The organism is Bacillus sp. EU63 (genome assembly GCF_038592915.1).
Taxonomy (GTDB): Bacteria; Bacillota; Bacilli; order Bacillales; family Bacillaceae; genus Bacillus; species Bacillus velezensis.
In genome coordinates this window covers 593,315-618,838 of record NZ_CP151944.1, presented here as the reverse complement: position 1 = coordinate 618,838, position 25,524 = coordinate 593,315, and the positions used below count along the sequence as shown (strand labels likewise).

Annotated in this window: 23 protein-coding genes; 9 read left to right on the top strand and 14 right to left on the bottom strand. The window is 44.7% G+C overall.

Features of this window, described 5'->3' with window-relative positions; translation table 11 throughout:
- Positions 1-134: 134 nt before the first annotated feature.
- Positions 135-1,007, bottom strand: a complete 873-nt coding sequence (locus NYE38_RS03200) for a cation diffusion facilitator family transporter (RefSeq protein ID WP_017419009.1) — start codon at positions 1,005-1,007, stop codon at positions 135-137.
- A gap of 386 nt (positions 1,008-1,393) precedes the next feature.
- Here NYE38_RS03200 and gabP point away from each other — a divergent pair, with 386 nt between their 5' ends.
- The 4 genes from gabP to NYE38_RS03180 all read left to right on the top strand — a co-directional run bounded on the left by gabP (position 1,394) and on the right by NYE38_RS03180 (position 5,146).
- Positions 1,394-2,779 carry a GABA permease gene (gene gabP, locus NYE38_RS03195; protein WP_340803142.1) on the top strand — a complete coding sequence of 462 codons (1,386 nt, stop codon included), beginning with the start codon at positions 1,394-1,396 and terminating at the stop codon, positions 2,777-2,779.
- Positions 2,780-2,887: 108 nt separating this feature from the next.
- Positions 2,888-4,426, top strand: coding sequence for an outer spore coat copper-dependent laccase CotA (gene cotA, locus NYE38_RS03190; RefSeq protein WP_014417082.1), 1,539 nt, complete (start codon positions 2,888-2,890; stop codon positions 4,424-4,426).
- 208 nt (positions 4,427-4,634) lie between these two features.
- Positions 4,635-4,844 carry a cold-shock protein gene (locus tag NYE38_RS03185; protein ID WP_007408879.1) on the top strand — a complete coding sequence of 70 codons (210 nt, stop codon included), beginning with the start codon at positions 4,635-4,637 and terminating at the stop codon, positions 4,842-4,844.
- 98 nt (positions 4,845-4,942) lie between these two features.
- Entirely contained in the window at positions 4,943-5,146 is a 204-nt protein-coding gene (locus tag NYE38_RS03180; RefSeq protein WP_017419005.1) for a hypothetical protein, read from the top strand.
- Here the strand turns inward: NYE38_RS03180 and NYE38_RS03175 are convergent.
- Both NYE38_RS03175 and NYE38_RS03170 read right to left on the bottom strand, forming a co-directional pair.
- A complete protein-coding gene (locus NYE38_RS03175; protein ID WP_012116984.1) occupies positions 5,133-6,179 on the bottom strand; it encodes a PD40 domain-containing protein in 1,047 nt (348 codons plus the stop codon). The two genes, NYE38_RS03180 and NYE38_RS03175, sit on opposite strands and share 14 nt — an antisense overlap.
- Positions 6,180-6,244: 65 nt before the next feature.
- Complete coding sequence (locus tag NYE38_RS03170) at positions 6,245-6,613, bottom strand: RlpA-like double-psi beta-barrel domain-containing protein (protein ID WP_007408877.1); 369 nt, start codon at positions 6,611-6,613, stop codon at positions 6,245-6,247.
- Positions 6,614-6,976: 363 nt separating this feature from the next.
- Here NYE38_RS03170 and NYE38_RS03165 point away from each other — a divergent pair, with 363 nt between their 5' ends.
- The 4 genes from NYE38_RS03165 to NYE38_RS03150 all read left to right on the top strand — a co-directional run bounded on the left by NYE38_RS03165 (position 6,977) and on the right by NYE38_RS03150 (position 11,765).
- Complete coding sequence (locus tag NYE38_RS03165) at positions 6,977-8,017, top strand: 2,3-butanediol dehydrogenase (protein WP_003155800.1); 1,041 nt, start codon at positions 6,977-6,979, stop codon at positions 8,015-8,017.
- Positions 8,018-8,204: 187 nt separating this feature from the next.
- Positions 8,205-8,702, top strand: a complete 498-nt coding sequence (locus NYE38_RS03160) for an RNA polymerase sigma factor (RefSeq protein WP_003155802.1) — start codon at positions 8,205-8,207, stop codon at positions 8,700-8,702.
- Positions 8,702-9,562 (top strand): anti-sigma-V factor RsiV, encoded by an 861-nt coding sequence (gene rsiV, locus NYE38_RS03155; protein WP_151140179.1) that lies wholly within the window; start codon positions 8,702-8,704, stop codon positions 9,560-9,562. The genes NYE38_RS03160 and rsiV overlap by 1 nt, the downstream gene beginning before the upstream one ends.
- Before the next feature lie 271 nt (positions 9,563-9,833).
- Entirely contained in the window at positions 9,834-11,765 is a 1,932-nt protein-coding gene (locus NYE38_RS03150; RefSeq protein ID WP_014417079.1) for an acyltransferase family protein, read from the top strand.
- A 42-nt stretch (positions 11,766-11,807) separates the two neighbouring features.
- Here NYE38_RS03150 and NYE38_RS03145 read toward each other — a convergent pair whose 3' ends face one another.
- From NYE38_RS03145 to gutB, 8 genes are all read right to left on the bottom strand, one after another.
- Positions 11,808-12,812 (bottom strand): SPFH domain-containing protein, encoded by a 1,005-nt coding sequence (locus tag NYE38_RS03145; RefSeq protein ID WP_014417078.1) that lies wholly within the window; start codon positions 12,810-12,812, stop codon positions 11,808-11,810.
- 26 nt (positions 12,813-12,838) lie between these two features.
- Positions 12,839-13,600, bottom strand: coding sequence for a TPM domain-containing protein (locus NYE38_RS03140; RefSeq protein ID WP_340803141.1), 762 nt, complete (start codon positions 13,598-13,600; stop codon positions 12,839-12,841).
- Complete coding sequence (locus NYE38_RS03135) at positions 13,600-14,625, bottom strand: TFIIB-type zinc ribbon-containing protein (protein WP_017419002.1); 1,026 nt, start codon at positions 14,623-14,625, stop codon at positions 13,600-13,602. The genes NYE38_RS03140 and NYE38_RS03135 overlap by 1 nt, the downstream gene beginning before the upstream one ends.
- A gap of 50 nt (positions 14,626-14,675) precedes the next feature.
- On the bottom strand, positions 14,676-15,362 hold the full coding sequence (locus NYE38_RS03130) for a PspA/IM30 family protein (RefSeq protein ID WP_017419001.1): 687 nt from the start codon (positions 15,360-15,362) through the stop codon (positions 14,676-14,678).
- 114 nt (positions 15,363-15,476) lie between these two features.
- A complete protein-coding gene (locus NYE38_RS03125; protein WP_063637033.1) occupies positions 15,477-15,794 on the bottom strand; it encodes a YjdJ family protein in 318 nt (105 codons plus the stop codon).
- A gap of 232 nt (positions 15,795-16,026) precedes the next feature.
- On the bottom strand, positions 16,027-16,989 hold the full coding sequence (locus NYE38_RS03120; protein ID WP_053285263.1) for a carbohydrate kinase: 963 nt from the start codon (positions 16,987-16,989) through the stop codon (positions 16,027-16,029).
- Between the two features lie 101 nt (positions 16,990-17,090).
- A complete protein-coding gene (locus tag NYE38_RS03115) occupies positions 17,091-18,467 on the bottom strand; it encodes an MFS transporter (RefSeq protein WP_020861281.1) in 1,377 nt (458 codons plus the stop codon).
- A 73-nt stretch (positions 18,468-18,540) separates the two neighbouring features.
- The gene (gutB, locus tag NYE38_RS03110) at positions 18,541-19,602 is read right to left on the bottom strand and encodes a sorbitol dehydrogenase (RefSeq protein ID WP_340803140.1); all 1,062 of its coding nucleotides are present in this window, start codon (positions 19,600-19,602) and stop codon (positions 18,541-18,543) included.
- A gap of 200 nt (positions 19,603-19,802) precedes the next feature.
- Here gutB and NYE38_RS03105 point away from each other — a divergent pair, with 200 nt between their 5' ends.
- Entirely contained in the window at positions 19,803-22,304 is a 2,502-nt protein-coding gene (locus NYE38_RS03105) for an NB-ARC domain-containing protein (RefSeq protein WP_340803139.1), read from the top strand.
- A 352-nt stretch (positions 22,305-22,656) separates the two neighbouring features.
- Here NYE38_RS03105 and NYE38_RS03100 read toward each other — a convergent pair whose 3' ends face one another.
- Genes NYE38_RS03100 through NYE38_RS03090 form a run of 3 tightly spaced genes read right to left on the bottom strand, consistent with a single transcriptional unit; the run spans position 22,657 to position 25,511 of the window.
- Positions 22,657-23,850, bottom strand: a complete 1,194-nt coding sequence (locus tag NYE38_RS03100; protein ID WP_017418995.1) for an MFS transporter — start codon at positions 23,848-23,850, stop codon at positions 22,657-22,659.
- Between the two features lie 57 nt (positions 23,851-23,907).
- Entirely contained in the window at positions 23,908-25,047 is a 1,140-nt protein-coding gene (locus NYE38_RS03095; RefSeq protein ID WP_017418994.1) for an FAD-binding oxidoreductase, read from the bottom strand.
- Positions 25,044-25,511 carry a GNAT family N-acetyltransferase gene (locus NYE38_RS03090; RefSeq protein ID WP_017418993.1) on the bottom strand — a complete coding sequence of 156 codons (468 nt, stop codon included), beginning with the start codon at positions 25,509-25,511 and terminating at the stop codon, positions 25,044-25,046. The genes NYE38_RS03095 and NYE38_RS03090 overlap by 4 nt, the downstream gene beginning before the upstream one ends.
- Positions 25,512-25,524 lie beyond the last annotated feature (13 nt).

Below are 25,524 nucleotides of genomic sequence, written 5' to 3'. Positions count from 1 at the left end.
CTCCTCCTAGTCATCTCTCAAATTTCAATTATCGTAACCTAACTTTACCACAAAATATAAACAGTATAAAAAAACGTTTCCAGCGAATTGTTTCCAGTCTGAAAAAGGAAAAAGCTCCCTTTAGAAAGGAAGCTTTATTTCAGCTGGAGAGGCTCCATATGAACGTGTGAATGGTCAATGGCATGTTCCTCTTTCATCTTGCGTTCTACCTCATTTGCGATCTCATGACTCTCTTTAATGTTCAGATCAGACGGCACTTCAATGACGACATCAATATGAACGGAGCTGCCCAGATATCTCGCTTTAATATCTTTTAAACGGCTGACGCCCGCAATCTGTTCAATCGTCTTTTTATAATCAGAAATATGTTTGACATCAAAACCGTCAGTCAGCGAATGAGAGGATTCCTTAAAAATATCCCACGCGGTTTTGCAGATGATCACCCCGATGATAAACGCGGTAACCGTATCCACCCAAGCCAAATGGAACTGTGAAGCAAAAATTCCGATAAACGTGCCGATACTGACGAGCGCATCTGATTTATTATCAGCGGCCGCAGCTGAAAGGGCCTGGCTGTTTACCTTTTTGGCAAGCCCTTTCGTATAGCGGTAGACCACCAGCATCACGACGGCGCTCCCCGCGGCCGTCCAGGCGGCTATCATATCCGGTGTTTCCTCTTTAACGGAAAAAATAGATTGCGCGGCGCTGAACAGCACTTGCATTCCGACAAGCATCATAATAATGGAAGCGATGAGTGACGCGACGGTCTCTGCCCGAAAATGGCCGTAAGGATGATCTTCGTCAGGAGGTTTCTGAGAGATGCGCAAACCGATGAAAACAGCCGCAGATGCCACGATATCAGTCGTATTATTTAAACCGTCGGCCTGAAGCGCTTCTGAGTGAAACAAATAACCGATCACAAGCTTCACAGCCGACAATGCCGCATATGCGCCAATACTGACAATCGCTCCGGTTTCGCCTTTTTTCAATTCATGATATCTCTCCACTGAAAATCCTCCTTCCCGTTCAATTTTTCCTTCATTATCATACAAAGCGAAGACACAGTGGGTCTATAGAAACATGATTCACTTTCCACAGAAAAATAGTAAGCATAGAACATTTATGCGCTCAGGAAACTTATTTTTATTCACGAAACCCCTCTCATCCCAATCGTATCAAGGATTCTCGCCACCCTATGTTCATGGAATTATTTTCAAACCCATTAAAACACAAAAATAACAGAAAATTATTTCTTTTCCTTCCGGCACCTTCTGCTGTACGGACGAGAAAAAATGTCATATTTTCTTACATCATTTTCAACTGTCTGTGGCATTTATGATAGAATAATACTTGTCGGAATATTCAGCATAAACAAGCCAAAAGGAGGCAAAGAATGAATCAGCCTAACTCTTTATCAAAGGGATTAAAAACCCGGCATATGACTATGATTTCAATTGCCGGCGTGATCGGCGCCGGATTATTTGTCGGAAGCGGATCCGTCATTCATTCCACCGGACCCGGAGCGATTGTCTCCTACGCTTTAGCAGGATTATTAGTGATTTTTATTATGAGAATGCTGGGGGAAATGTCCTCCGTCAACCCGACAAGCGGTTCGTTTTCACAGTACGCGCATGACGCCATCGGTCCTTGGGCCGGTTTTACGATCGGATGGCTGTATTGGTTTTTCTGGGTCATCGTCATTGCCATTGAAGCCATTGCAGGCGCCGGAATCATACAGTACTGGTTCCCGGGCATTCCGTTATGGCTGACGAGTCTGCTTCTGACCGTGCTGTTAACACTGACGAATATTTATTCAGTTAAATCGTTCGGCGAATTTGAATACTGGCTTTCCTTAGTGAAGGTAGCGACGATCGTTGTCTTCTTAATCGCGGGATTTGCGTTCATTTTCGGAATCATCCCCGGCAGCAAGCCGGTCGGGCTGGAAAATCTGGCGGGCAGCGGCGGATTTTTCCCTAAAGGTCCAAGTTCCGTTCTGCTCGGCATCGTCGTTGTCATTTTTTCTTTCATGGGATCTGAAATCGTCGCAATCGCAGCGGGAGAAACGTCAAATCCGGTCGAATCCGTCACAAAGGCGACCCGCTCAGTCGTTTGGCGGATCATTATTTTTTACGTCGGCTCCATTGCGGTTGTGGTCACACTGCTGCCGTGGGATTCAGCCAATATTTTGGAAAGCCCCTTCGTTGCCGTTTTGAGCCATATCGGGGTTCCCGCAGCCGCTCAAATCATGAATTTTATCGTCCTGACAGCCGTTCTGTCCTGCCTGAACTCCGGGCTTTATACGACGTCACGGATGCTGTATTCACTGGCAGAACGAAATGAAGCGCCGCGGCATTTTATGAAACTGAGTAAAAGAGGCGTACCGGTTCAAGCCATTATCGCCGGCACCTTTTTCTCCTATATTGCCGTTGTTATGAACTACTTTTCTCCCGACTCCGTATTCTTATTTCTGGTCAATTCATCAGGGGCGATCGCACTGCTCGTCTATCTCGTCATCGCCGTCTCACATCTGAGAATGAGAAAGAAAATCGAACGGACAAACCCTGAATCTCTTAAAATCAAAATGTGGTTCTATCCGTACTTAACCTACCTGACGATCATCGCCATTTGCGCCATCTTGTTATCTATGCTGTTTATCAGTTCAATGCGGTCTGAATTTCTGCTGACAGGATTTATTACTCTGCTGGTGCTTGCCTCATATGTATTCCGCAAAAAACAAAAACCGAAAGAGAGCGCTTCCGAAAGCCGGGTTGCGCAATAACCGCAAACACCCCCCTCAAAAAAGGGCGGGTGTTTTTTTAACCAACCTGTTCCAGGCAGCATTAACTGTAGTACAGGATTTCAATAAATGATAAGGACAGGATGAAAAATGGCACTAGAAAAATTTGCAGATGAACTGCCGATTATCGAAACACTCCAGCCGCAGAAGAAATCAGACGGCAGCACGTATTATGAAGTCACCATGAAGGAATGCTTTCACAAGCTGCACCGCGATCTCCCGCCGACCCGGCTGTGGGGGTATAACGGTTTATTTCCCGGCCCGACGATCGACGTGAACCAAGATGAGAACGTCTATATTAAATGGATGAATGACCTTCCGGATAAGCATTTTCTGCCCGTGGATCATACCATTCACCATTCAGAAAGCGGCCATCAGGAACCCGATGTCAAAACCGTCGTCCATTTACACGGAGGAGCAACCCCGCCGGACAGCGACGGCTACCCGGAAGCATGGTTCACAAAGGATTTTAAGGAAACGGGTCCTTATTTTGAGAAAGAGGTATACCATTATCCAAACAAACAGCGCGGGGCTCTGTTATGGTATCACGATCACGCCATGGCGATTACGAGGCTCAATGTGTACGCCGGGCTTGCCGGGATGTATATCATCCGCGAGCGAAAAGAAAAGCAGCTGAAGCTTCCCTCCGGAGAGTATGACGTACCGCTTATGATTTTGGACCGCACGTTAAATGACGACGGTTCCTTGTCTTATCCGAGCGGACCTGCTAACCCTTCCGAAACGCTGCCCGATCCTTCCATCGTCCCGTTTTTTTGCGGAAATACCATTCTCGTTAATGGTAAAGCGTGGCCGTATATGGAAGTTGAACCGCGGACATATCGCTTCCGCATCCTTAATGCCTCCAATACGAGAACATTTTCTCTCTCGCTCAATAACGGCGGGAAGTTTATCCAAATCGGTTCTGACGGCGGACTGCTTCCCCGCTCTGTCAAAACACAATCTATCAGCTTAGCCCCGGCAGAGCGGTATGATGTGCTGATTGATTTCTCCGCTTTTGACGGAGAACATATCATTTTAACGAACGGCACCGGCTGCGGGGGCGACGCCGATCCGGATACAGACGCCAATGTGATGCAATTCCGCGTCACAAAACCGCTGAAGGGAGAAGACACAAGCCGGAAGCCTAAATATCTTTCAACAATGCCTAATGTGACATCAAAGAGAATACACAATATCAGGACGCTTAAACTCACAAATACGCAAGACAAATACGGCCGGCCCGTTTTGACGCTGAATAACAAGCGATGGCATGATCCTGTGACAGAAGCGCCGAAGCTCGGCACAACGGAAATCTGGTCGATTATCAATCCGATGGGGGGAACCCATCCGATACACCTGCACCTTGTGTCCTTCCAAATCCTTGACCGGCGTCCTTTTGACTTAGAGCGTTATAACAAATTCGGCGACATTGTGTATACAGGCCCCGCCGTCCCGCCTCCTCCAAGTGAAAAAGGCTGGAAAGACACCGTGCAGGCGCACTCGGGGGAAGTCATCAGAATCGCGGCGACTTTCGCTCCATACAGCGGACGCTACGTATGGCACTGTCATATTTTAGAGCACGAAGATTACGACATGATGAGACCGATGGACGTCACGGATAAGCAGTAAACAAACATCTCCCCCTTTTCTCCAGAAGGGGCTTTTTTCATTTATCCAAAAAGAAAAAATAAGAAGACACTTATTTGCATATACTGTAATAACAGGAAGACGATGCACCCTCATTGGAAATCTGGATAGAAAAAGGAATTAGGAGATTAGGGAAAAGTATGAGACAATGAAGGAGTGCACGAAAATTCATAAGGGAAGAAGTGACTTTATGTCTTACTACAACAAACGTAATCAGGAACCGCTGCCTAAAGAAGATGTCAGTACGTGGGAATGCACAAAAGAGGACTGTATCGGCTGGAGCAGAAAGAATTTTGCCGGCAGTGATACCCCGACTTGCCCCCTTTGCGGCAGTAAAATGATCGACGGCGTCCGTTCGTTGGTAAATCTCCAAAACAATAATCAAACGGCATCAAGTTAGACCTCCCTTTTACGAGTCTCAACATAGAGAAGGCCTCCATGTCTCATGAGAGGCCTTTGCGTTATCATGTCCTTTTATGATGCAAAGGAGTAATGAACATGAAAAACGATCGGCAGCAGAAAGATCTGAAGGAAATGGCAAAACGGCGGAAAATGAACCTTGCCGCACAGTCATTCATCGAAACGCTCCATTTTGCCGTTCCGATTCTCCGTTTTTTCAAATGGCTCGCCTCAGCCGCAGCCAGCTTTGTTCATTTAAAAAACACCCAGCAGGCGCTGAGTGTTTTTTTCATGATTGGATGACGGAAAAACTGTTGATAATGCCGTTGTCATTTTCCCAGACTTTTTCGCATTTTTTCGTATCCAAATGATAAGCATAAATGGTCCGGACCTTCGCATTCCGCCCCGTTTCATCCTTCAGACGCTTAGCGCCTTTTGCTTCCGCCATGAAATAAATGATGCTGCCGTCTTTAGAAAACTGAGGCTGGGCATCAATCAGCGGAGCGAAGTCCTTCCCGTTTGAGATAATCGTTTCATCTTTTTTCGTTTTGACATTCATCAGACGGATGGACGCTTTTTGTTCCGTCCCTTTTTGTGTATAAGATGTAAAGACAAGGTTCTTTCCGTCCGGTGACACCGCCACGTCGCTGATAAACTGTTCAAGGTTTGTCAGATCCTGAAGGTGTTCGCCCGCTCCTGCCGCAAACCGGATATTCGTCGGTTCAGGGTCAATCCCCTTCTCATTTGCCTCATCCGTTTTTTGATAATCCTCTTTTACGGAATAATGCAGAAGCGCAAAATCGTTTTGGCTGCGGTTATAAAAGAAGCTGCTTACACTGTCGTCTTTCTCATCGGCGGCGGGATACAGATTTTCATAACGTTTCGTTTTCAAATCAAAAGATGCGAGACGGAAAATATCTTCATCCGCTTTTCCGAGACGGAAATAAATGTGCGTCAGATCCTTTGATAAAAACAGACTGTCAGCGCTTGCCGTTCCTTTATAAAGCACCGTCTTCTTTTTCGTCTTCAGATCAAGCTTATACAGACGCATCTCATTTTGGTCATTATTCCCGACAAAATAGAGCACCTGATGGGCATCATCCAGCGCAAACGCCGGATATGCCGAAAGCTTTTCCTCGTACAGCACGCGGCCGTCCTCGTAATATTTCGTCATCAGATCTTTGTCTGTAATGGAAACAAGCAGCTTGTCATGACCGCCGGAGACAACGGCTTTCCCGCCGCCGTCGCTTTTTCCTTTAATCAGTAAAACGGCCGCGATGACCGCCGCCGCCAAAACGGCGGCCAGCAACATCCAGATCCATCGTTTCTTCTTCATTATCAATCTCTCCGTCAATCAGAAAAAGCAAGAATCAGTGTCCTTGCTTTTTAAGATGGTCTATTTTAATAGCTGTAGTGTCCGGATACTCTTCCTTTGCTTAACGGATATCCGAGCGCTTTGAACGCTTTCGGGCTGACATCCAATACGGCATTCGGCAGACGGCCTACATCATTTTTGTATACGGTGATAACCTTTTTCGGTTTTGCTTTCGCATAAGCTCTGATTTTCGTTCCGTTTCTCGGAACGTCAAATCCTAATTTTGTCGCGCAATCCCAGTGTCCCAGTTTTTTACCGGAAGATCCTTTTTTACCGACTCCATTATACCATGTAATATTTCCGTTCACTTTTTTAGCACTTGCATCAGAAGAGTAACTGATCGCTCCCAGCGTGCTTCCTGCTAAAATCAATAAGGCTAAGAATAACTTCTTCAAGCTTTCGTCCTCCTGATTCTTTATTCTAGGCAAAATTATACACCAGAAAGACGATTATAATATTTCAATCACTTTACATGTTCATTACAACGTGATGAGACATGCACATAACGACGGCACAATTTCCTGTTCTATATAATTCCATGGTAAATTATGCTACAAAATTTAATTCATTAGCGTTATAATATTCATAGAGTATTTCTGCATTCAATATGGACTTTTTATAAGGCCTATTGATAGTTGCGTAATATGATATATTTTGAGAAATCAGGCTTTAGGAAGCAGGCACTTTATTCCTTTTAACCGTGGTTCATATTGATCATGTACCTATACTCGTTTCAATCAGACTAGGAGTGATAATCAATGAAAGCGGCAAGATGGCACAATCAAAAAGACATTCGAATCGAAAACATTGATGAACCTAAAGCAGAACCGGGTAAAGTCAAAATTAAAGTCAAATGGTGCGGGATTTGCGGAAGCGACCTTCATGAATATTTGGGAGGCCCGATCTTTATTCCGGTCGGCGAACCTCATCCGTTAACAAACGAAATGGCGCCCGTCACGATGGGTCACGAATTCTCAGGAGAAGTCGTTGAAGTGGGCGAAGGCGTCAAAAATTACAGCGTCGGCGACCGTGTCGTCGTGGAACCGATTTTTGCCACACACGGACATCAGGGAGCCTATAACCTTGATGAACAAATGGGATTCTTAGGCTTAGCCGGAGGCGGCGGCGGATTTTCTGAATATGTATCCGTTGACGAAGAATTGCTGTTTAAGCTTCCTGAAGAGCTTTCTTACGAACAGGGCGCGCTTGTTGAGCCGTCAGCGGTAGCGCTTTACGCCGTCCGCCAAAGCAAATTAAAAGCGGGCGACAAGGCGGCAGTTTTTGGCTGCGGACCGATCGGGCTGCTTGTGATTGAAGCCCTGAAAGCGGCCGGCGCCACAGATATTTACGCGGTTGAACTTTCACCGGAACGTCAGGAAAAAGCGAAAGAACTCGGCGCTATCATCATTGATCCGTCAAAAACGGACGATGTCGTTGAAGAAATCGCTAAACGCACAAACGGCGGCGTTGATGTTTCTTATGAAGTAACAGGCGTTCCTGTCGTTCTCCGCCAGGCGATCCAGTCAACAAACATTGCCGGTGAAACGGTTATCGTCAGCATCTGGGAAAAAGGAGCGGAAATTCATCCGAACGATATCGTCATCAAAGAACGGACCGTAAAAGGCATTATCGGATACCGTGACATCTTCCCTTCCGTTCTTGCACTGATGAAAGAGGGCTACTTCTCAGCAGATAAGCTCGTCACGAAAAAAATCGTGCTCGACGACCTGATTGAAGAAGGCTTCGGCGCTTTAATCAAAGAGAAAAACCAAGTGAAAATCTTAGTCAAACCGAACTAAACCGTTAGCTGAATATCAGACTCATCCGAAAAAGAGCCGTTCCGGCTCTTTTTTTCATCTCATCGTCTTTCCTTCCTTTTCCTTTTAAAAATGATCCCCTCTGCGCAAACTATTTTTTACCCTGTCCCGTCTATCCTTAGGCAGCAGCCTATGATACGTATTTTTAAAAAAGGAGCCCTTTGAAGCAATGAAGAACGAAACAGCCAAAGCGTCGCTTGTGACGTGCATAACTGAGCGCAAGGAAGACTTTTACCGGCTGGCGTACAGTTACGTAAAGAACAAGGATGACGCGTTAGATATTGTTCAGGAATCAATTCAAAAAGCGCTGACATCGGTCGAATCCGTCAAAAACCCCGATGTGATCAAAAGCTGGTTTTATAAAATTTTAGTCCGCACGGCCATTGATTTTCTCCGCAAACAGAAAAAACTGAAAGTGATGGACGATGAAACGATCGAGTTTTTAAGCCGCGGAAAGGAAGATCACTACAAGGACACAGACCTTCACGAAGCGCTCGATGACCTGCCGCATCAATATAAAACCATTATCATTCTGCGTTTCTTTGAAGACCTGAAATTAGAAGAAATCGCGGACATCACGGGGGAAAACATCAACACCGTCAAAACACGCCTTTACAGGGGGCTGAAGCTCATGCGCATTCAGCTGACGAAGGAGGATCTTTCTTAATGGAAAAGAGATTAGAACAATTAAGAGAAGAGTATAAAAGTGTGCCCATTCCTAAGGAACTGGACAGCATTGTCGAAAAAGCCCTTCGGCAAAAACCGAAGAAAAAACGAATCGTGATGTGGCCGACATCCGCGGCAGTCGCTGCGGCCGTCTTATTTACCGCCGTTGTCAATATCAATCCGGATGCCGCACAAGCCATGTCTAAAATCCCCGTCATCGGCAAAGTCGTCCAAGCCATCACATTCACGGAGATGAAGGAAGAAAAGAACCAATCAAGCATTGATGTGAAAACGCCCGCTCTGTCCGGACTTTCCGATCATAAACTCGAAGACAGCATCAACCGGCATTATATGAAAGAAAGCAAAGAGCTGTATCAGGAATTTATGAAGGCGACCTCAAAAAGCAAAAAAGGCCACCTCAGTATTTACAGCGATTATGAAACCGTTACTGACACAGCGGATCTGATCTCAATCCGCCGTGATATCGAAAAAACGCAAGCTTCATCTTATACGCAAAGCCGTTACATCACGATTGATAAAAAGAATGAGGCCGTGCTTACGTTAAAGAGTTTATTTAAAGATGACCGTTATATTAAAGTCATCAGCGAAAATATTAAAGAACAAATGAAAAAACAGATGAAAGAAGATCCGAATAAAATATACTGGGTCGAAGAAGATGATATGACGGAGCCTTTTAAAGCCATCCGCGCCGACCAGAATTTTTATATTACAGATAAGCACAAACTTGTTATTTCATTTGATGAATACGAAGCGGCACCCGGATATATGGGCGTTACAGAGTTTACAATACCGACCTCGGTCATCTCCAAGCTGCTTGTCGGAGACCGCTACATCAGATAAAGAAAGAAAAAAATCCATGATATCCGCAGATCATGGATTTTTTCTTTCGTCCCGCAACAGCCAAGATGCACAAGGGACCCTTTTCATATAACAGACGCCGGACAGGGGCTGAAAAGTTTAAGAAAATCACAGCATTTCATTCATTTTTTCTGAAACAAAATCCCCTTCCGAATGCGTCTAATTAACGGAACAAATGGAAGACTGTACAGAAATCTGCCATAGCCATCCGCAAAACAGCGAGAATTTCCGCACACATTATTGGAGGAATACCATGTCAGACAAGTCACTGCATCACCGCTATATTCCCGGACTGGATGGACTTCGCGCCTTTGCCGTCCTCGCAGTTATCGCATATCATCTGAATTTTAACTGGGCCGACGGCGGTTTCATCGGTGTTGATATCTTTTTTGTTTTATCGGGGTATTTAATTACATCTATTATATTGCCTGCCCAAGGCAATGCCATCACCCTTGATTTGCGTGATTTTTGGGTGCGCCGGATCAGGCGGCTTCTGCCGGCGGCTTATCTCATGATTATCACGACGGTCATTTGGGTCGTATTGTTTAACAGCGAGCTCCTGCATACCGTACGCGGAGATGCGGTCTCCTCTCTTTTTTACATAAGCAATTGGTGGTTTATCTTTCATCAACTTTCTTATTTCGACAGCTTCGGCTCCCCTTCGCCATTAAAAAACCTTTGGTCGCTGGCGATTGAAGAACAGTTTTATATCATATGGCCCTTCCTGCTGCTTGCGGGAATGTACATATGTAAAACACGGGCCCGGCTTGCGGCCGCGGTCATGTTCCTCGCGTTATGTTCGGCAGTCGTAATGAGTATGATGTATGTGCCTGGCGGAGATCCGAGCCGCGTTTATTACGGGACGGATACCCGCTCATTTGAATTGCTGATCGGCTGCGCTTTAGCTTTAGTGTGGCCGATGAAACGATTATCTTCCAAACGGCTGCCTAGCAGCATGAAACACCTGCTTCACGGGACGGAGCTTGCCGCTTTTGCCGCGCTGCTGCTTTGCGTCTTTTACACGGATGAATATGAACCCTTCCTGTACAAGGGCGGCATGCTTTTGATCAGCATCACCGCAGCGGTTCTTGTCGCATGTTTATGCCATCCGAGCAGCTTTTTGGGACATGTTCTTTCATGGAAGCCGCTTCGCTGGATCGGAACGAGATCATACGGAATCTATCTTTGGCATTACCCGGTTATCGTGCTGAGCACACCCGTACAGGAAATCGGAAATCCGGTTTATTGGCACTGCGCCGTCAGAATCGGCGCCACTTTCATTCTTGCCGAGCTATCTTACCATTTCATTGAACAGCCGATCCGCACTGCGGGCTTCCGGCCATTTTTACGCCGCGTGTTTCTGAACCGCTTTCTGGAATGGAAGACGTCCTCTGTCATCAGCAGAATGTCGCTCGGCCTCATTCTTGCCGCCATTCTCGTATTTGCGGGCGGGCTGTCAGGGATAGCCGAAGAGAAAAAACAGCCGCAATGGACGTACGCGCAAAATGATCAGCAAGAAACCGCCGCCTCTTCGCACAAAACGGCCGATCACGATCAGCCTGCAAAAGAAGAAGACAGCAAGAAAAAACACGGCGGCGAAAAAACGGACACCGCGTCAGACAAAAACAAGAAAGAACCAACAGACAAATCAAATACAAAGAAAAACGAAGAGAAAAAGGAACGGTCATCTCAAAAAACGGCTGATTCAAAACAAACACAGCCTCAGCAAGACGTGCTGGCCATCGGTGACTCGGTGATGCTGGACATTGCGTCATACCTGCGGCAGTCCCTCCCTCATGTCACCATCGACGGAAAGGTAGGAAGACAAGTCTCTCAAGCACTCCGGCTCACTTCGGAATATGCGTCATTTAATCAGCCGAACAAAGCGGTCATCATCGAGTTAGGGACGAACGGCTATTTCACAAACAGCCAAATTGAATCACTGATCAGCTCCTTTTCAAAAGCCGATATCTATCTTGTCAACACACGTGTGCCGCGGCAGTGGGAAAGCAAAGTAAACGAATCATTGCGCCGGCAGGCCGAGTCACGGAAAAATGTGACGCTTGTCGATTGGCACGCAAAAGCATTGCAGCACCCTGAATACTTCACACCGGACGGCGTCCATCTCATACCTGAGGGTTCTAAAGCGCTGACATCCCTCATCGTTCAAACGATGAAATCATGACAAAAAAAAGAGGCCCCAAAAAGGCCTCTTTTTCGTATATCGTCAGGCAAGCTTCTGTCCGCAATTCGGGCAAAAATTCGCGCCTTCCGTTTTCGTTCCGCAGTTCGGACAGAATTTCGGCTTATCCGCTCCTTCCGAGCCGTTCGCCGGTGCCGTCCCCTGATTCTGCTGACTTTGATCTTGCTGCGGCTGGTTCTGCTGATTTTGGTTCATTTGGTTCATCATTTGATTTGCCACATTCATTCCCATCATCATGCCCGCCATGTCTGAGGCGGCGCCGCTTCCGTTCATTTTGCCGGATGACATTCCGTCCGTCATGGAAATCTGCTGATAGCGGTTCACATCGCCCACCATGCCGTAAGAAGCGTTTTTCGTAATCATATCCTGAACTTCCTGCGGATAGTTAAAGCTCATAATATTGAAGCCCGTAATCGACATGCCGTCTCCGATCAGCTGCATATCAAGATCTTCTTGAATCCCTTTTCCGATTTCAAAGGAATTCGACTGCAGATTGAACATGTCTTTTCCTTCTCTGGTGATCCATTTCATCAAAAGCTGATCGAGAATAGACGTAATCCGGATTTTAATGTCCTCCACTAAATAGCTGTCTTTGACACCCGCAATCTTATCAATCAATCCGATGTAGTCAATGACCTTGAAGTTAAATGTGCCGTTTGCGCGGATCGGCATACCGCCCGGCATACCCGCCGCCGGAATGTTGATAGCGTTTTTTGTGCCCCACTTCACGGTGAACTCCTTCGTATTCACAAACAGCACTTCAGCCCGCATGCCGCTGTTAAAACCAAACTTAAACCCTTTTAGTGTAGATAGAAACGGAATGATTTCTGATTCGATATCATAATCGCCGTCATCACGGAAAATCCCTTCAATCTTCCCGTTGTATAAAAAGATGGCATCCTGTCCCGGCCGGATGATCAGACGGCTGCCTTTTTTAATTTCACGGTTGTTCCATTTATAGAAAACCATGTCGTCTCTGAATTCTTCCCACTCCACCACATTTGCTAACTGATTTCTGAAAAAACCCATGTATGCTCAAATCCTTTACATATAATTTAAAAACTTCCCTTGCTTCCGCTGTAACTCGTGCCGCCCCTCGTGACTCCGCCGTCATTGTCATTATCTTTATCAGGCTTTTTTTCTCTTGTAACGTCGGTTCGGATATATGTGTCGTGCTGGCTCAGCACTTCAGACGTATCGTGATCCATATACGTGCTGCCGGTGACGGTGACCCTGCCGCCGGAATTGTACACCATCACGGTGACGGCGATTCCGGCCGCGGCTGCGGCGATAATCAGCTGAAACCACCATGTGAGCAGCAGATTGTCAGACTTGTCGTCCGGGCTTTTCCCCATATCTTTATAAGCCATCTTGATGTAGGTCTGAAACGCCTTTTCATAATGGCCTGCGGAAATATCTGACGAGATCGTATTCCTGATCGTATTCAGCCGGCTGTTATTCAAATACGTCTCCGCCTTTTTATATCCGGAGATAAATACTTCCCGATTTTTCATATCAATGGTCAATATCGCCGTACTTCCGCTAAAATGACTGTCATAAAAATCACCGGCGTACTGCTCGATGTCCTTACCGCCCGTTCCGTTTGCGGTCAGAATGATAAAATCGGTATGGCGCTTTGCCCCGAGCTTCCCGGCCAATTCCTCAAGTTTCTTCGTTTCATCCTTCGTTAATAAATGAGCATTGTCGTAAACATATTGCTTCTGTTCCGCGGCAGACGCCGATGTATGTAAAGAAAAAGACAGCATCAGAAAAAGGACAAAGCAGAAGAGACACGCTTTTTTTATGGATACTTTCATCAAAAACCGCCTCCTATCATAAGTGAGACGAGTCTTAATGCTACAAACGCACCGGCGGTTATGCCGCCGAACCACGCGGCCACTTTTCCGGCACTGATCGGCGGTTTGCCGACAACCTTGCCCGTCTGCCCGTTCATCGCAAAAATGTGCTCAGCCCGCTCATAGTCGTAGCTGACCATCCAGACCGGAAGCAGTACGTAAAAGCTGCTGATTTTATCGGTCTGAATCTGCTCATCCGTAATGTCAGCCGTCGTATATCCGGAGAAGGTGGATCTGATATAAGAATCAATATAATGGCTGATTTTATCCTTCGCCCGCGGAAAGAGATCGTCATCGGTATAATTGTACTTTTCCGCTATATATCCCGCTAAATAGGCCGTATTAAACTCCTTCAGCTCACTGTATGAGTAAGGCTCCAATTTGTCCATTAATTCATCATTCATTTTTTCTGAAGCGTCGACCGGAATTTTGAGATAATCAAGATTGATATCGCGGTACGCGTTGTAATACTCGGTCTCCGTCACCCGGTATTCTCCATCATCATAGTGATGCACTCTCGTACAAACGGCATTGACCTGAACCTTGCTGTTTAAATCAAACATCCAAAACGGCACGTACATGCCGGTTATGCTCTTCACCCGGTCGGCAGACATAAATCCTTTCGGTGTCAGACGGCCGTTTCGGCACCACTTTTTAAAAGCGCTCATGGCCTCTTCTTTACTGATCGTAAAAGGGATCACCATCGAAGGCGCGAGATTTCCCGATAATCGGTCGGCGAGAACGGCGGCTCCTCCGCAAAACCCGCACGTCGTGGCCGTCGTTTCCGCCTCAGTCATTAATACCGCGCCGCAATTCTCACAGCGGTACTCGTTCGCCTCATTTTCAGAAAATCTCGTCGTTATATACTCTTTTGGCAGGCTCTCAATCTGATCCTGCCGCCCGCAGCTGTGACATGTCAGCATGCCGGATGAACTGTCAAAGACCATATCATCGCCGCAGTTCGGGCATTTATAAGAAATGATCATTCTGTTTCTCTCACTTTCTCTTTATATCGGACAAAGCTGCAGCCCGCTGTCTATTGATCTTTACTGAAAAGCATTTTCTGCTTGAGCGCCGCCAATTCATCATCGACACTGCTTTGATTGCTGTCATATTTAGCCGTCAGCTCGTCAATATCGTCTTTCGGAGACGCGTTCAGCTCAGCCATCGCATTGGCGTGATCAAGCGCTTGGTTGACCTTGTCTTCCATTCTGCCGAAAGCTGTCAGCGATTGGCCCGCATTTGACACAGAGGACCCCAATTTGTTCATTCTCTCCTGCGTTTTTGCCACAGACCACTTCGCTTTGATGGCATTTCGGCGCGACTCAAGCTCTCCGATATCAGCGACAAGCTTGTCATGCATTTTGCGCATTTGAGACGCGTTGGATGAAGCGAGCTGATAAGCCGTTTGCAGCTCGGTCAGTCTTGATTCAACAGCCGCTTTCCTTTCCAAAAATGTCCGCGCATCAGCTTCATTGCCGGCCTGCAATGCTTTCATCGCATAATTTTCCATCTTTTCGGCATCAGCCTGGCATTCTGTTAACGCTCTTTTCGCCCGCTGTTCCTCAGCCATGACAGAAGCCGTCTCCGCTTTCACTTTTCCTAAATCACTGTTCAGATTCCGCAAATATTGATCAACCATTTTTTCAGGGTTTTCAGCTTTATCCAGCAGCGCATTGATATTGCTTGACATGATGTCTTTAAATCTTCCTAAAATACTCATTTTTCATTTTCCTCCCAAAATTAAATAGTAACAAGTTCACAGTTATCTATACTGTTTTTTTCAAAAAAAGTTTCATTTTCTCTTTAATTTATGTATTTTTATATGAAAATAGTCTCATTCAGCCCATTTGTGCCGGCGGAAATTCTTTATGAGCAGATACAGTGAGAACAAAAAATAAACAAACAGCCCGATCATCAACCCGCTCATTAACGGATAATGTTTCGCAGCATACACAAAGAAATCAAGCTGCGAAATCTGTTCAGGACTTGTAATCGTATCCGTCCCATTCAAAAGCTTTGAGAATTTAGCCGTATAATTCCAATCAAACGAATCAGAAACAAGCTCACTCCCCTGATACCAATTGACAGCGGCGAGACAAAGAAAACACAAAACAGAAAACGCGCATTGCACAATAAGAAAAACATGTTTCATGAAAAACATTCCTCCGCGGTTCAATATCATAGGCCGTCACACTATACATGACGGCAGCAGCAGAAACTTGGTTTTACTCAGAACTGATAAAAACGTGATTGTATGTACTTCACAGCGGTTCAATTTACTGGATGCCTTTCTAAAGTATACCGTATATCGTAAAGGGTTTCAGACCTAAATAAAGAGGATGCTTCCCGAAGTCCGATGACTTTCAAGAAACATCCTCCATACTTTACAGTGATACTTCAACCTCTTTTAAGCTCGGCAAAGCATCGATCGCACCGATTTTGGTGCACACGAGCGCCCCCACCTTATTGGCAAATGAGACAATATCACGCAGCTTCGCAAAATCATCGGCTGCCGTCTGAATCTCATCGGTGCGCGCCAGCTGATACAGCGCCGCGCCGACAAACGCATCTCCCGCTCCCGTTGAGTCTATTGATGTCACCGGAATGCTCGGAATGATGTCAATATCCTTCCCATTTGATAGAAGGGTTCCGCTTTTCCCGAGTGTCACCGCCACAATGCCGGCTCCGATCTCATGAAGAACCGCAACACCTTCTTTATGATCCTTCGCACCGCTGATGATCTCAAGCTCTTCGTCACTGACTTTCACAAAATCACTTACGGCAACGGCTTTTTTTGCGGTGTTTATAAACTCTGAAACTCTTCCTTTCCATAAATCCTCACGGTAGTTAGGATCGAAGGAAATAAACTGTCCATTGTCTTTCGCAATCGACATCAGCCGTAAATAGGCTGAGCAAAACGGATCAGATAACAATGCTGTCGCTGATCCGAAATGAAGGATTTTCGCATCGTTTACCTTTTCCAGATCAATATCATCCAGCGTAAACAAAGCGTCCGCTCCTCTGTTAAACACAAAGTCGCGCTCCCCATTTTGTTTTAATGAAACAAACGCAAGCGTTGTAGGCGCTTTCTCATCCATCACCAGCATAGAGGTATCGACGTGTACGGCGTCCAATGTCTGCTTCAGAAAATACCCGAACGGATCTTTGCCTGTTTTTCCGCTGAAAGCGGCGTCTCCGCCCAGCTTAGCAATGGCTGCCGACACATTCGCCGGTGCCCCGCCGGCACTTTTTAAGAAATTACGTCCTTCCGTCAAATCAACATCCACATCGGTACAAAAGAAATCAATTAACAATTCTCCAATACAAATAACAGATTGGCTTCCCACATTATCACACTCATTTATCAATTCTCGATTATAGTTTCAGTATAGTGCTTTCTGTCATAAATACAACCGTTTACATAGAATATTTTAAATTTTACGTATACTTATCTGGCAGCCCTTTGCTCCAGATCAGACATCATCTGCTGATATTTTTTTTCAGTTAAAGGATAAAAAGAAATAAGAATAATAGACAGCAGAATGAACAATCCCGGGATGAGCGCATTCATATTTTTAATCGCATTCAATGACGAGGCCGTCTGATCGGTATTCGCGGCATATCCGGCGATTCCGAGATAAACGGCCGAAAATGACCCGGCTAGCGCAACTCCGAGCTTATTGATGAAACTCATGCTCGAAATCACCACGCCATCAGCCCGGACTCCGGTTTTCCATTCTGCATAATCGACACAATCGGCAACCATTCCCCAAGCAAGCGTATTTAAAGGCGTCGTAAAAAATCCCGAAACGAAAAGCCAAAAGAAAATAAGCGGCAGCGAAGAATACGATGTAAACTGAAGGCCCGCATAAGAAATCAGCGATAGCGCCGCCGTGATGATCATAACCTGCTTCCGGCCCCGCTTCTCAGAAAAGAAAGGAATAAACAGATTGCTGATCAGCGCTGCGCCGAAAAACAACACGGTTCCTAAAAACACAAATTCCTTATGGCTGACGTTATACGTAAAATAGTACACCATCGTGCTGAGCTTAATGTTAAACCCAATCGCAAACGCCAAAAATGCAGAAACCAAAATGAGCAAAGGCTTGTTTCGGAACAAAACAGACAACGTCTTTTTCATTCCTTGTTTTTTTCTTTTTTCAGGCTGAATCCGTTCCCGCACAGTAAAGAAACTGAACAGATTCAACGCGATGCTCACCGCCGCATAGATAAGCGCCGTCATCTGGAATCCAAACGCCTGATCTTTCCCGCCGATCAGATCTGCAAGCGGTGTCGCACAGGAAATCGATAACAGAATTCCGATATAAACCAAAATCATCCGGGTCGTCGTCAGAACCGTCCGTTCCTCCACGGAATTCGTCATCCGCCCCGTTAAGCTGTTGACCGGAATCGTCTGCATGCTGAAGGACATCCCAAGCAGAATATAAGTGATGTACGCATAAACCATGTTCCCCGTCTCGCCGAAATGAGGCGTCGTGAAACATAAGAATGTGAATAGCGCAAAAGGAAACGCCACCCACAAAAGATACGGCCTTGCCTTTCCCCATCTTGTATTCGTCTTGTCTAAAATCACGCCCATAATCGGGTCAAAAATAGCATCCAGCACCCTTACGATAAGAAACAAAGCTGCAATGACCGCAGGCTTAATGCCGCCGACGTCTGTATAGTAGAATAATAAGTATGCGTTTACAAACTGAAAGATAATATTGTACGACATATCGCCGAATCCGTAGCCGATCCGTTCCATCCAGGACAGGCCGCGATATTTCGTCTTTACTGCCGCTGCTTTTTCTGTTTCAATCATCATTTCCCACCCCAAGAATCCGTTTTCATTTTTGATAAGCAAGAGGGAGAATGCAAAGATCCTCCCCGTTCACTCAGCGATTTGGATACACCATCACTTTTAAGCATTCATTTTTGTATTGAAAGGCCCGTTCCATCGCCTCTTGCGTCTTCTCCAGCGGATATTGGTCCGTTATAAGGTGCTTCGTGTCCACTATGCCGGAAGCGAGAAATTCAATTCCCTTCGGATACGTATTCGCATAACGGAAGATTCCGTAAATATCAATCTCGTTATCCGCAATAAACGGCACATTGAGCGGAATCTCGTTCTGAGAAGGCAAACCGACAATCGCCAGTTTTCCGCCCCGGCGCACGGAAGCCAGTGCGGATTGCAATGCCGCCGGATTCCCCGCTGTTTCCCAGGCAGCATCAACGCCTCTGCCATTCGTGATCGTTTTGATTTCTTCACCGGCGTCCTGTTCCCGTACATTAATGACATGCGTCGCTCCCATTTTTTTCGCGGCATCTAACCGCAGCAGCTCCAAGTCGGTCACAATGATTGTGCCTGCCCCGTATGCTTTCGCTGCCGCAACGGCCATCAGCCCCACAGGACCCATTCCCATGATCGCAACTGTTGAACCGGGCTGAAGCTTCGTTCTCGCGGCCGCATGAATGCCGACAGAAAACGGTTCAATCAAAGCCGCATCTTCATAGGATAGTGAATCCGGAATCGAGAAAACAAAGTCCTGGCGCATTTTGATATATTGGACAAACGCGCCGTCAACCGGCGGTGTCGCCAAAAACTGTACATCCGGGCAAAGGTTATAACGCCCTTCCTTACACGCCTCACAGCGTCCGCATGTGACACCGGGTTCGACGGCGACACAGTCTCCCACCTTGAATTGATCGACAGACGATCCGACGGCGGCAATTTCTCCCGCACATTCATGACCGAGGATAAATGGTTTTTCCACTACATAATTGCCTATTCTGCCATTTGTATAGTAATGCAGATCAGATCCGCAAATTCCGACAGCCATCACCTTAATCAACACTTCATCATGATTGATGTCAGGCACGGGCAATGTTTCGATTTTGATTTCTCTCGTGTTGTGCATAACCGCCGCTTTCATGTTTTGAGGCACTGTGTGAGTCATTTGGCAAAATCCTTTCTCTGCTCTGAAATGTAAGTGCATACATTTTTGTTTTCTCTATTACTGTCCCTATTTTATCTGCTTTTCCATACGTTCAACAGCCTTTCCTGCTGTATAAAAGGACAGCCGCACTGTACTTTTTATTTTTTCATATACAAAAAACACTGAATTGATAAAATAGTACTAATAGGAGGTGCAGGCTAATGGCTGAACTTGAAAACCGGACACATTTTGCAGAACTGCTGGCACCTGCCGTCAAATCGCTGAAACTTCATCCTGATTATAAAGTCAGAAGGAAAAAGAACGAAAAAACAGGACAGTCTTATATAGATCAAATCGCACTCCGATTAGGCGTTTCCTCTAACACGATCAAAAGCTGGATCGGACAGATGGGCGGAAACTACATTCCCGGACGAATTGACGACGGAAAGCTGTTCGGCATGATCTGGATCATTATAGAAAAGACTGATATGGATTCTGAATGGCTGACCGATCTTCTGGAAACCACCACCATTCCCGTCATCAAACCCGCATTGCCCGTTTGGACGGCGTCTTGTCTAAAAAAAGCAAAAATACTCCGGAAAGACGGATCATTCGGAGCGCCGAGTGATGACGATGTTGAAAAAGCAGTAAAGCGGCTGTTTCATGACAGACCAAGCCACGAAACGAATGCGCTTACAAGAAACTCCGTCACGCATAACTTACCGTCACGCCGGACGGGAAACTTTATCGGCCGCGACTTTGATATAGAGGCGATCCGGCAATGGATGCTGTCTCCGTCACCGGTCTGTTTAATCACAGGCTGGGCCGGCATGGGGAAAACAACGATCGCTCTTGAAGCAGCCTACCTTTGTGCCGGCAGTTCACCAGACTGGCCAGCATTCAACAGCATCATCTGGATCAGCGCTGACTGGAAAGGATTGAGCTTCAGCGATTTTTTAAACACGATCGCCTATCAGCTCGGACGCACCGAACAAATCGATAAATCAATCAACGAAAAACGGTTCGTCGTCCGCAATGCATTAGCCGCTCATTCAAATAAAAAACCGGTATTGCTGATCGTTGACAGCATCGATACAGCGGAACGTGACATTCACGAATTTATCATCGGCCTTCCGCAAGGCGTAAAAGTCCTCCTTACCGCACGGGAAAACGTAAAACAGACATACCGGGACGGCCTCGGGGAACTGGCGGCCATCCAGCTGAGCGGCCTTGAACAAACGGATGCCCTTGAATTTTTCCATCAAGAAGTGCACCGCTGTCTGCAAACATGCAACCTCCCGCAAAAACGGGAAAAGCTGGAGCAGCTGTTGGAGCTATCGCCTGACCTTAAAAATGAATTCATCTTAGCAGCCGCCGGCAACCCGAAGGCCATGGCACTGAGCATCGCTTACATGTCAGACGACGACATCCCCGCTCCGCAGCTCATTCAAGAACTTAAACAAGCGGGCTACTCATTATTGGAATTGTTTGAGGTTCTCTTTGGCCGCACATGGGACAGATGTCATGAAGACACACGAAAACTATGGCAGACGCTTTGCTTTTTCGCTAAGCCCCCTGATGAAAAAAGCTTGGCTCAAGCGGCCGGATTAGACGTCCGGCGGTTTCATTACGCGATTGAGCAAATGCGGTCATATGCTTTAATACAGCCGGAACGAAGCGCAGGAAGAATTCAATACGCAGCCCATCAAACCGTTGTCGCTTACGGAGAACAGCACTTATCTGAAAATCATGATTTTGCAAAAGAAGCCCGAAGCCGCTGGGCGCATTATTATATGGATTATGCGGAAACCCATATAAAACGGGAAAAGCCGAATTCCGTCTATTGGAGCTATCTGCTGGGACGGAATTTAGAGCTAATGAAAAAGGAATGGCCGAACATCCTAAAGGTCATCGAATGGTCGGGCGAAACCGGACAACATGACATCCTGATTAAACTCATCATCCGCATCAGCCATTTTCTAAGCAGAATCAACCTGCCTCTGCGAATCGAATACGGATTAAAAGCCGCCGATGCCGCCCGTCAATCAGACGAACACACACGGGAAGCCTACTTCAGGATCGACACGGCAGGCTGGGCGCTGATGGAAGTCAACGATTCAGACGGAGCTCTCAGGCAAATAGAAGCCGGCCTGAAGATACTCGAACAATCAGGCGCACCGGATCACGATGACTTGAAAGTATGGGGAATCGCCCTGCAATCGAGGCTGCTGTTAAAAACCGGAGATCCGGACAAAGCGGCAGCAATGCTGGACGGCATCAAAGATCAGCCCGTCTCGCCCATTATCCGGCACAGGGTTCTTCTGGTCCGCGGCGACCTGAGTTTCGCCCGCTCTCACTATGAAGAAGCCATCACATTATACGAAGCGGCAAACACAACCAGCGCCGCATACGGCGGCGAAAAAACGATAGAAGCCTATTTCAACCTCGGCATGGCTTACGTCAAGTGTGATCAACTCGAAAAAGCGGAAAAAGCCTTTGAACAGATGCTCTATGACAAACACAACGCCAATCAAGTTGAACTGATCTATTATCATTATGGAATGGCACAGCTGTTGTACCGAAAAGGAGAGAAAACGAAAGCAATAGAATCGAATCAGAAAGCAATTCGTCTGATTGATTCGTGGGAGCCGGGGATTGGGATTCGGGGTGAGGTGGAGCAGCTGAGAATGGTGCTTGAAGGAAATGGTGAAGTCACATTGTAGTTAGGAAAGTGTGAATTCCATCTAAGATAAACCCCTCACACCTTATTTATAAATAAATCAGGCCTTATCAGTTGAGTAAACTGATAAGGGCTATCTGATAGGGCCTCATGAGCATTTCAGATAAAATCAAATAGTTATTCAAGTTAATTACAGCAAATTCGATCCATGTTCTATTCATTTATAGCTACGATTGACAGACCATACTGAATATATGAGTCAGATAATAATTCTAATGGGACTGTTCCAAATGGGAAATAGAAAAACTTGCGATCATTTTTCGAATTCAGTTAATATTAGGAATCTTCAATTTAAATCGAACCAAATTAATTTGTTATCATTCCTTTTAAATATTTTAATTCAAGGAACTATCTCTTCCTTTACCTTTATTTATTCGTAGAACATTTGTCTGTCTAATAAAGAACAAATAGAAGAACAGAAATGAATAAAAAATAATTAAACTTGAAATTCTGAACATCCACTGAAATCCCAAAATATTCACCAAAAGCCCCAATAAACAAGAACCTAATGCAATTCCGCTATCGAAAAATAAATAATAGGTTGAATTCGCTGTCCCTAGAGCCGAGGAATTAACACTATTCACCATAATGGTTTGCAAACAAGAAAATACAGATCCGAAACCAATCCCCAATAATAAACCTGCAATGCAAAAATCTACATATGAAGAGGAATAACTAAGCAATAACATTCCACAGATATAAACAAAATATGAAACAGTTATAATTTTTTTCCCTTGAGCCTTATCAAATATTTTTCCAATTACAGGACGAGATATAATCATTGCAACCCCATAACATAGAAAAAAATAACCACCAGCATGGGGCTCATCCATAGCCTCAGTATACAGAGACAAAAAAGAACTGATCGAGCAGTATCCAAGTGCTAATAAAAATGCTATAAAAGAAATTTTCAAAACAGCTCTCTCAAAAAACTTAATTTTTCTTTTTATTTTCCCTTCTTTATTCATGCGAGGAACTTGAACCAACATACCTATCAAAAATGTTAAAAATGAAGATACTGTTGCAATTAAAAACATTTCGTGAACTCCAAAATTTGAGAATATATATAGACCTACAAAAGGACCTAGTACCATTCCAAGGCTCATTCCAGTGCCATAGTATCCTATGCCTTCTCCCTTTCTTGAGCTTGGAACAAGTTCGGCTGTAATTGTACTTAGAGTTGTAGTCATCATACCATAAGTACAACCATGAAATATTCTAAGCAATAGCAAAGATTCAAATGTCTGTGCTCCATAATATAAAAGGTTAGCAATTAAAAATAATATAGAGGATATTAGTAATAATATTCTTCTATCAAAACTATCGAGGCAATTTCCAATAAAAAATCTTGCAATTGTTGAGCCAATAATAAATACTGTTAAAATAATTCCGGCACTGATTGAACTTTTATTCATTATGTCAACTACATACATTGGTAATACAGCCATTAACATATAGTAACTGAAGAACATAAAAAAACTGGCTGTTATTAAGGCCATAAACGAATTTGTCCATAGTTTGTCCTCCATAGTATCTCTCCTATTAAGATTAAGAAACATATCTTTAAACACAAAAAGCCCAAAAAACTATATTGGGCTTTGTTTATTGAACCTTTCCATTCTGGTATTATTCAATTCAGCCATTCTTTCGTTATGGAAAATCTCTCTTGCCAAGATTAATCCTATAGAAGGTGCAATTTTAAAGCCGCTGCCATTAAATCCAACCATAAGATACAGATCATCAAATTCAGGATGAACCCCGATAATTGGAAGCCCATCACTTGTATAAGAATCGAAACTTAGTCTGCTCCCAAGATACTCTGCCTTATGAAGCAAAGGTAATCTTCCTACCAGTTTCTCTTTTGCAATCTGCATATCTCCATAGTCTAAATAAGAACGATCTTGAAGCAGAGCACCTGAGTGACTCATTTGAACTCCAAATAAAAGACGGTAATTTGAGAAAATTCGAAAGTATGTACCTATAGTTTCGTCAATACAGCTTGTTAAGTGTGATACCGATTTTTCTTTATCCCATTCAATAAAACCAAGGCCAATCGATTTCTTAAACATAGGCAGTCTCAATCCTAGTTCTTCCAACAAAAAATTTGCCCATATATTATTGGCAACCACATATTTATCTGCACGAATACTCCCGATATTTGTTTGTATCCCTGTAATCTTTTTTCTGTGATGTAATATCCTCTCGACTTTGACCCCTTCTAAAAGCTTCATACCTTTCTTTTCAGATTGTTTAATAAAGGTTAAAGCAGTTTTTGCAGGATCGGCATAACCGCCGTTAGGCTCGTAAACAATCGCACCTATTCCCTCAAGAGAAAAATCTGGTTGAAACTGTTGGAACTCATCTGGTGACAAAACTGAGACCTGGGAACAATATCGGTTTACTTTTTTCGCATTTGCTCTTAATTGGTCTGAACGAGTAGAATCTGTTATAAATGAAAACCCAGTTTTTTTAAAACCGCAGCTTCCACCAATTTTATTTCCCCAGTCAGCGTAAGTATCATAACTTTCAACAGCCCTTTTAGTATACCATTCGTTTTCATGAAAAATTCTTATGAATCCACCAGATTTGTGTGTTGCTCCATTCCCTGGTGGAATACCTTGTTCACATAACGCAATATTTTTCAACCCTAATTTTGTTAAATAGTATGATAAACTTGCTCCCATTATACCTGCACCAATAATTACTACATCAAAATGCATTTTCATAGTATTATTTCATAGTTTATCCAATTTTTATTAGTATTCACACCACCCATTTTTTCGTAAAGTGTCTGAGCTTTCAAATTATCATGAGATGTTTTCCAATTCATGACTGCATAGCCGTTTTCTTTAGAAAATTCCAAGGCATATTTAAACAACATTTCTCCTAACCCTTTCCCTCTATATTCTGATGAAATAAATAAATCGTTTAGAATAGATATTGCTTTAACCTTAGTAGTACTAAATGTGAAATATAAAGTAGCAAAACCAATAATCTCACCATTTTTCTCCATCAAAAACTGTTTTCCTGATCCGGGGTTATCGACTAAATAATTTATATGATTTTCTAATTCATTATCAGTAGGATCTGGGCATTTATAAAAATCAACAATATAAGATCTAACCACAGGGATTAACTCAAGTGTATCGTTTTTCGTAACAGGTCTAATTTTCAAATCAATTTTTGACATAAGAACAACATCC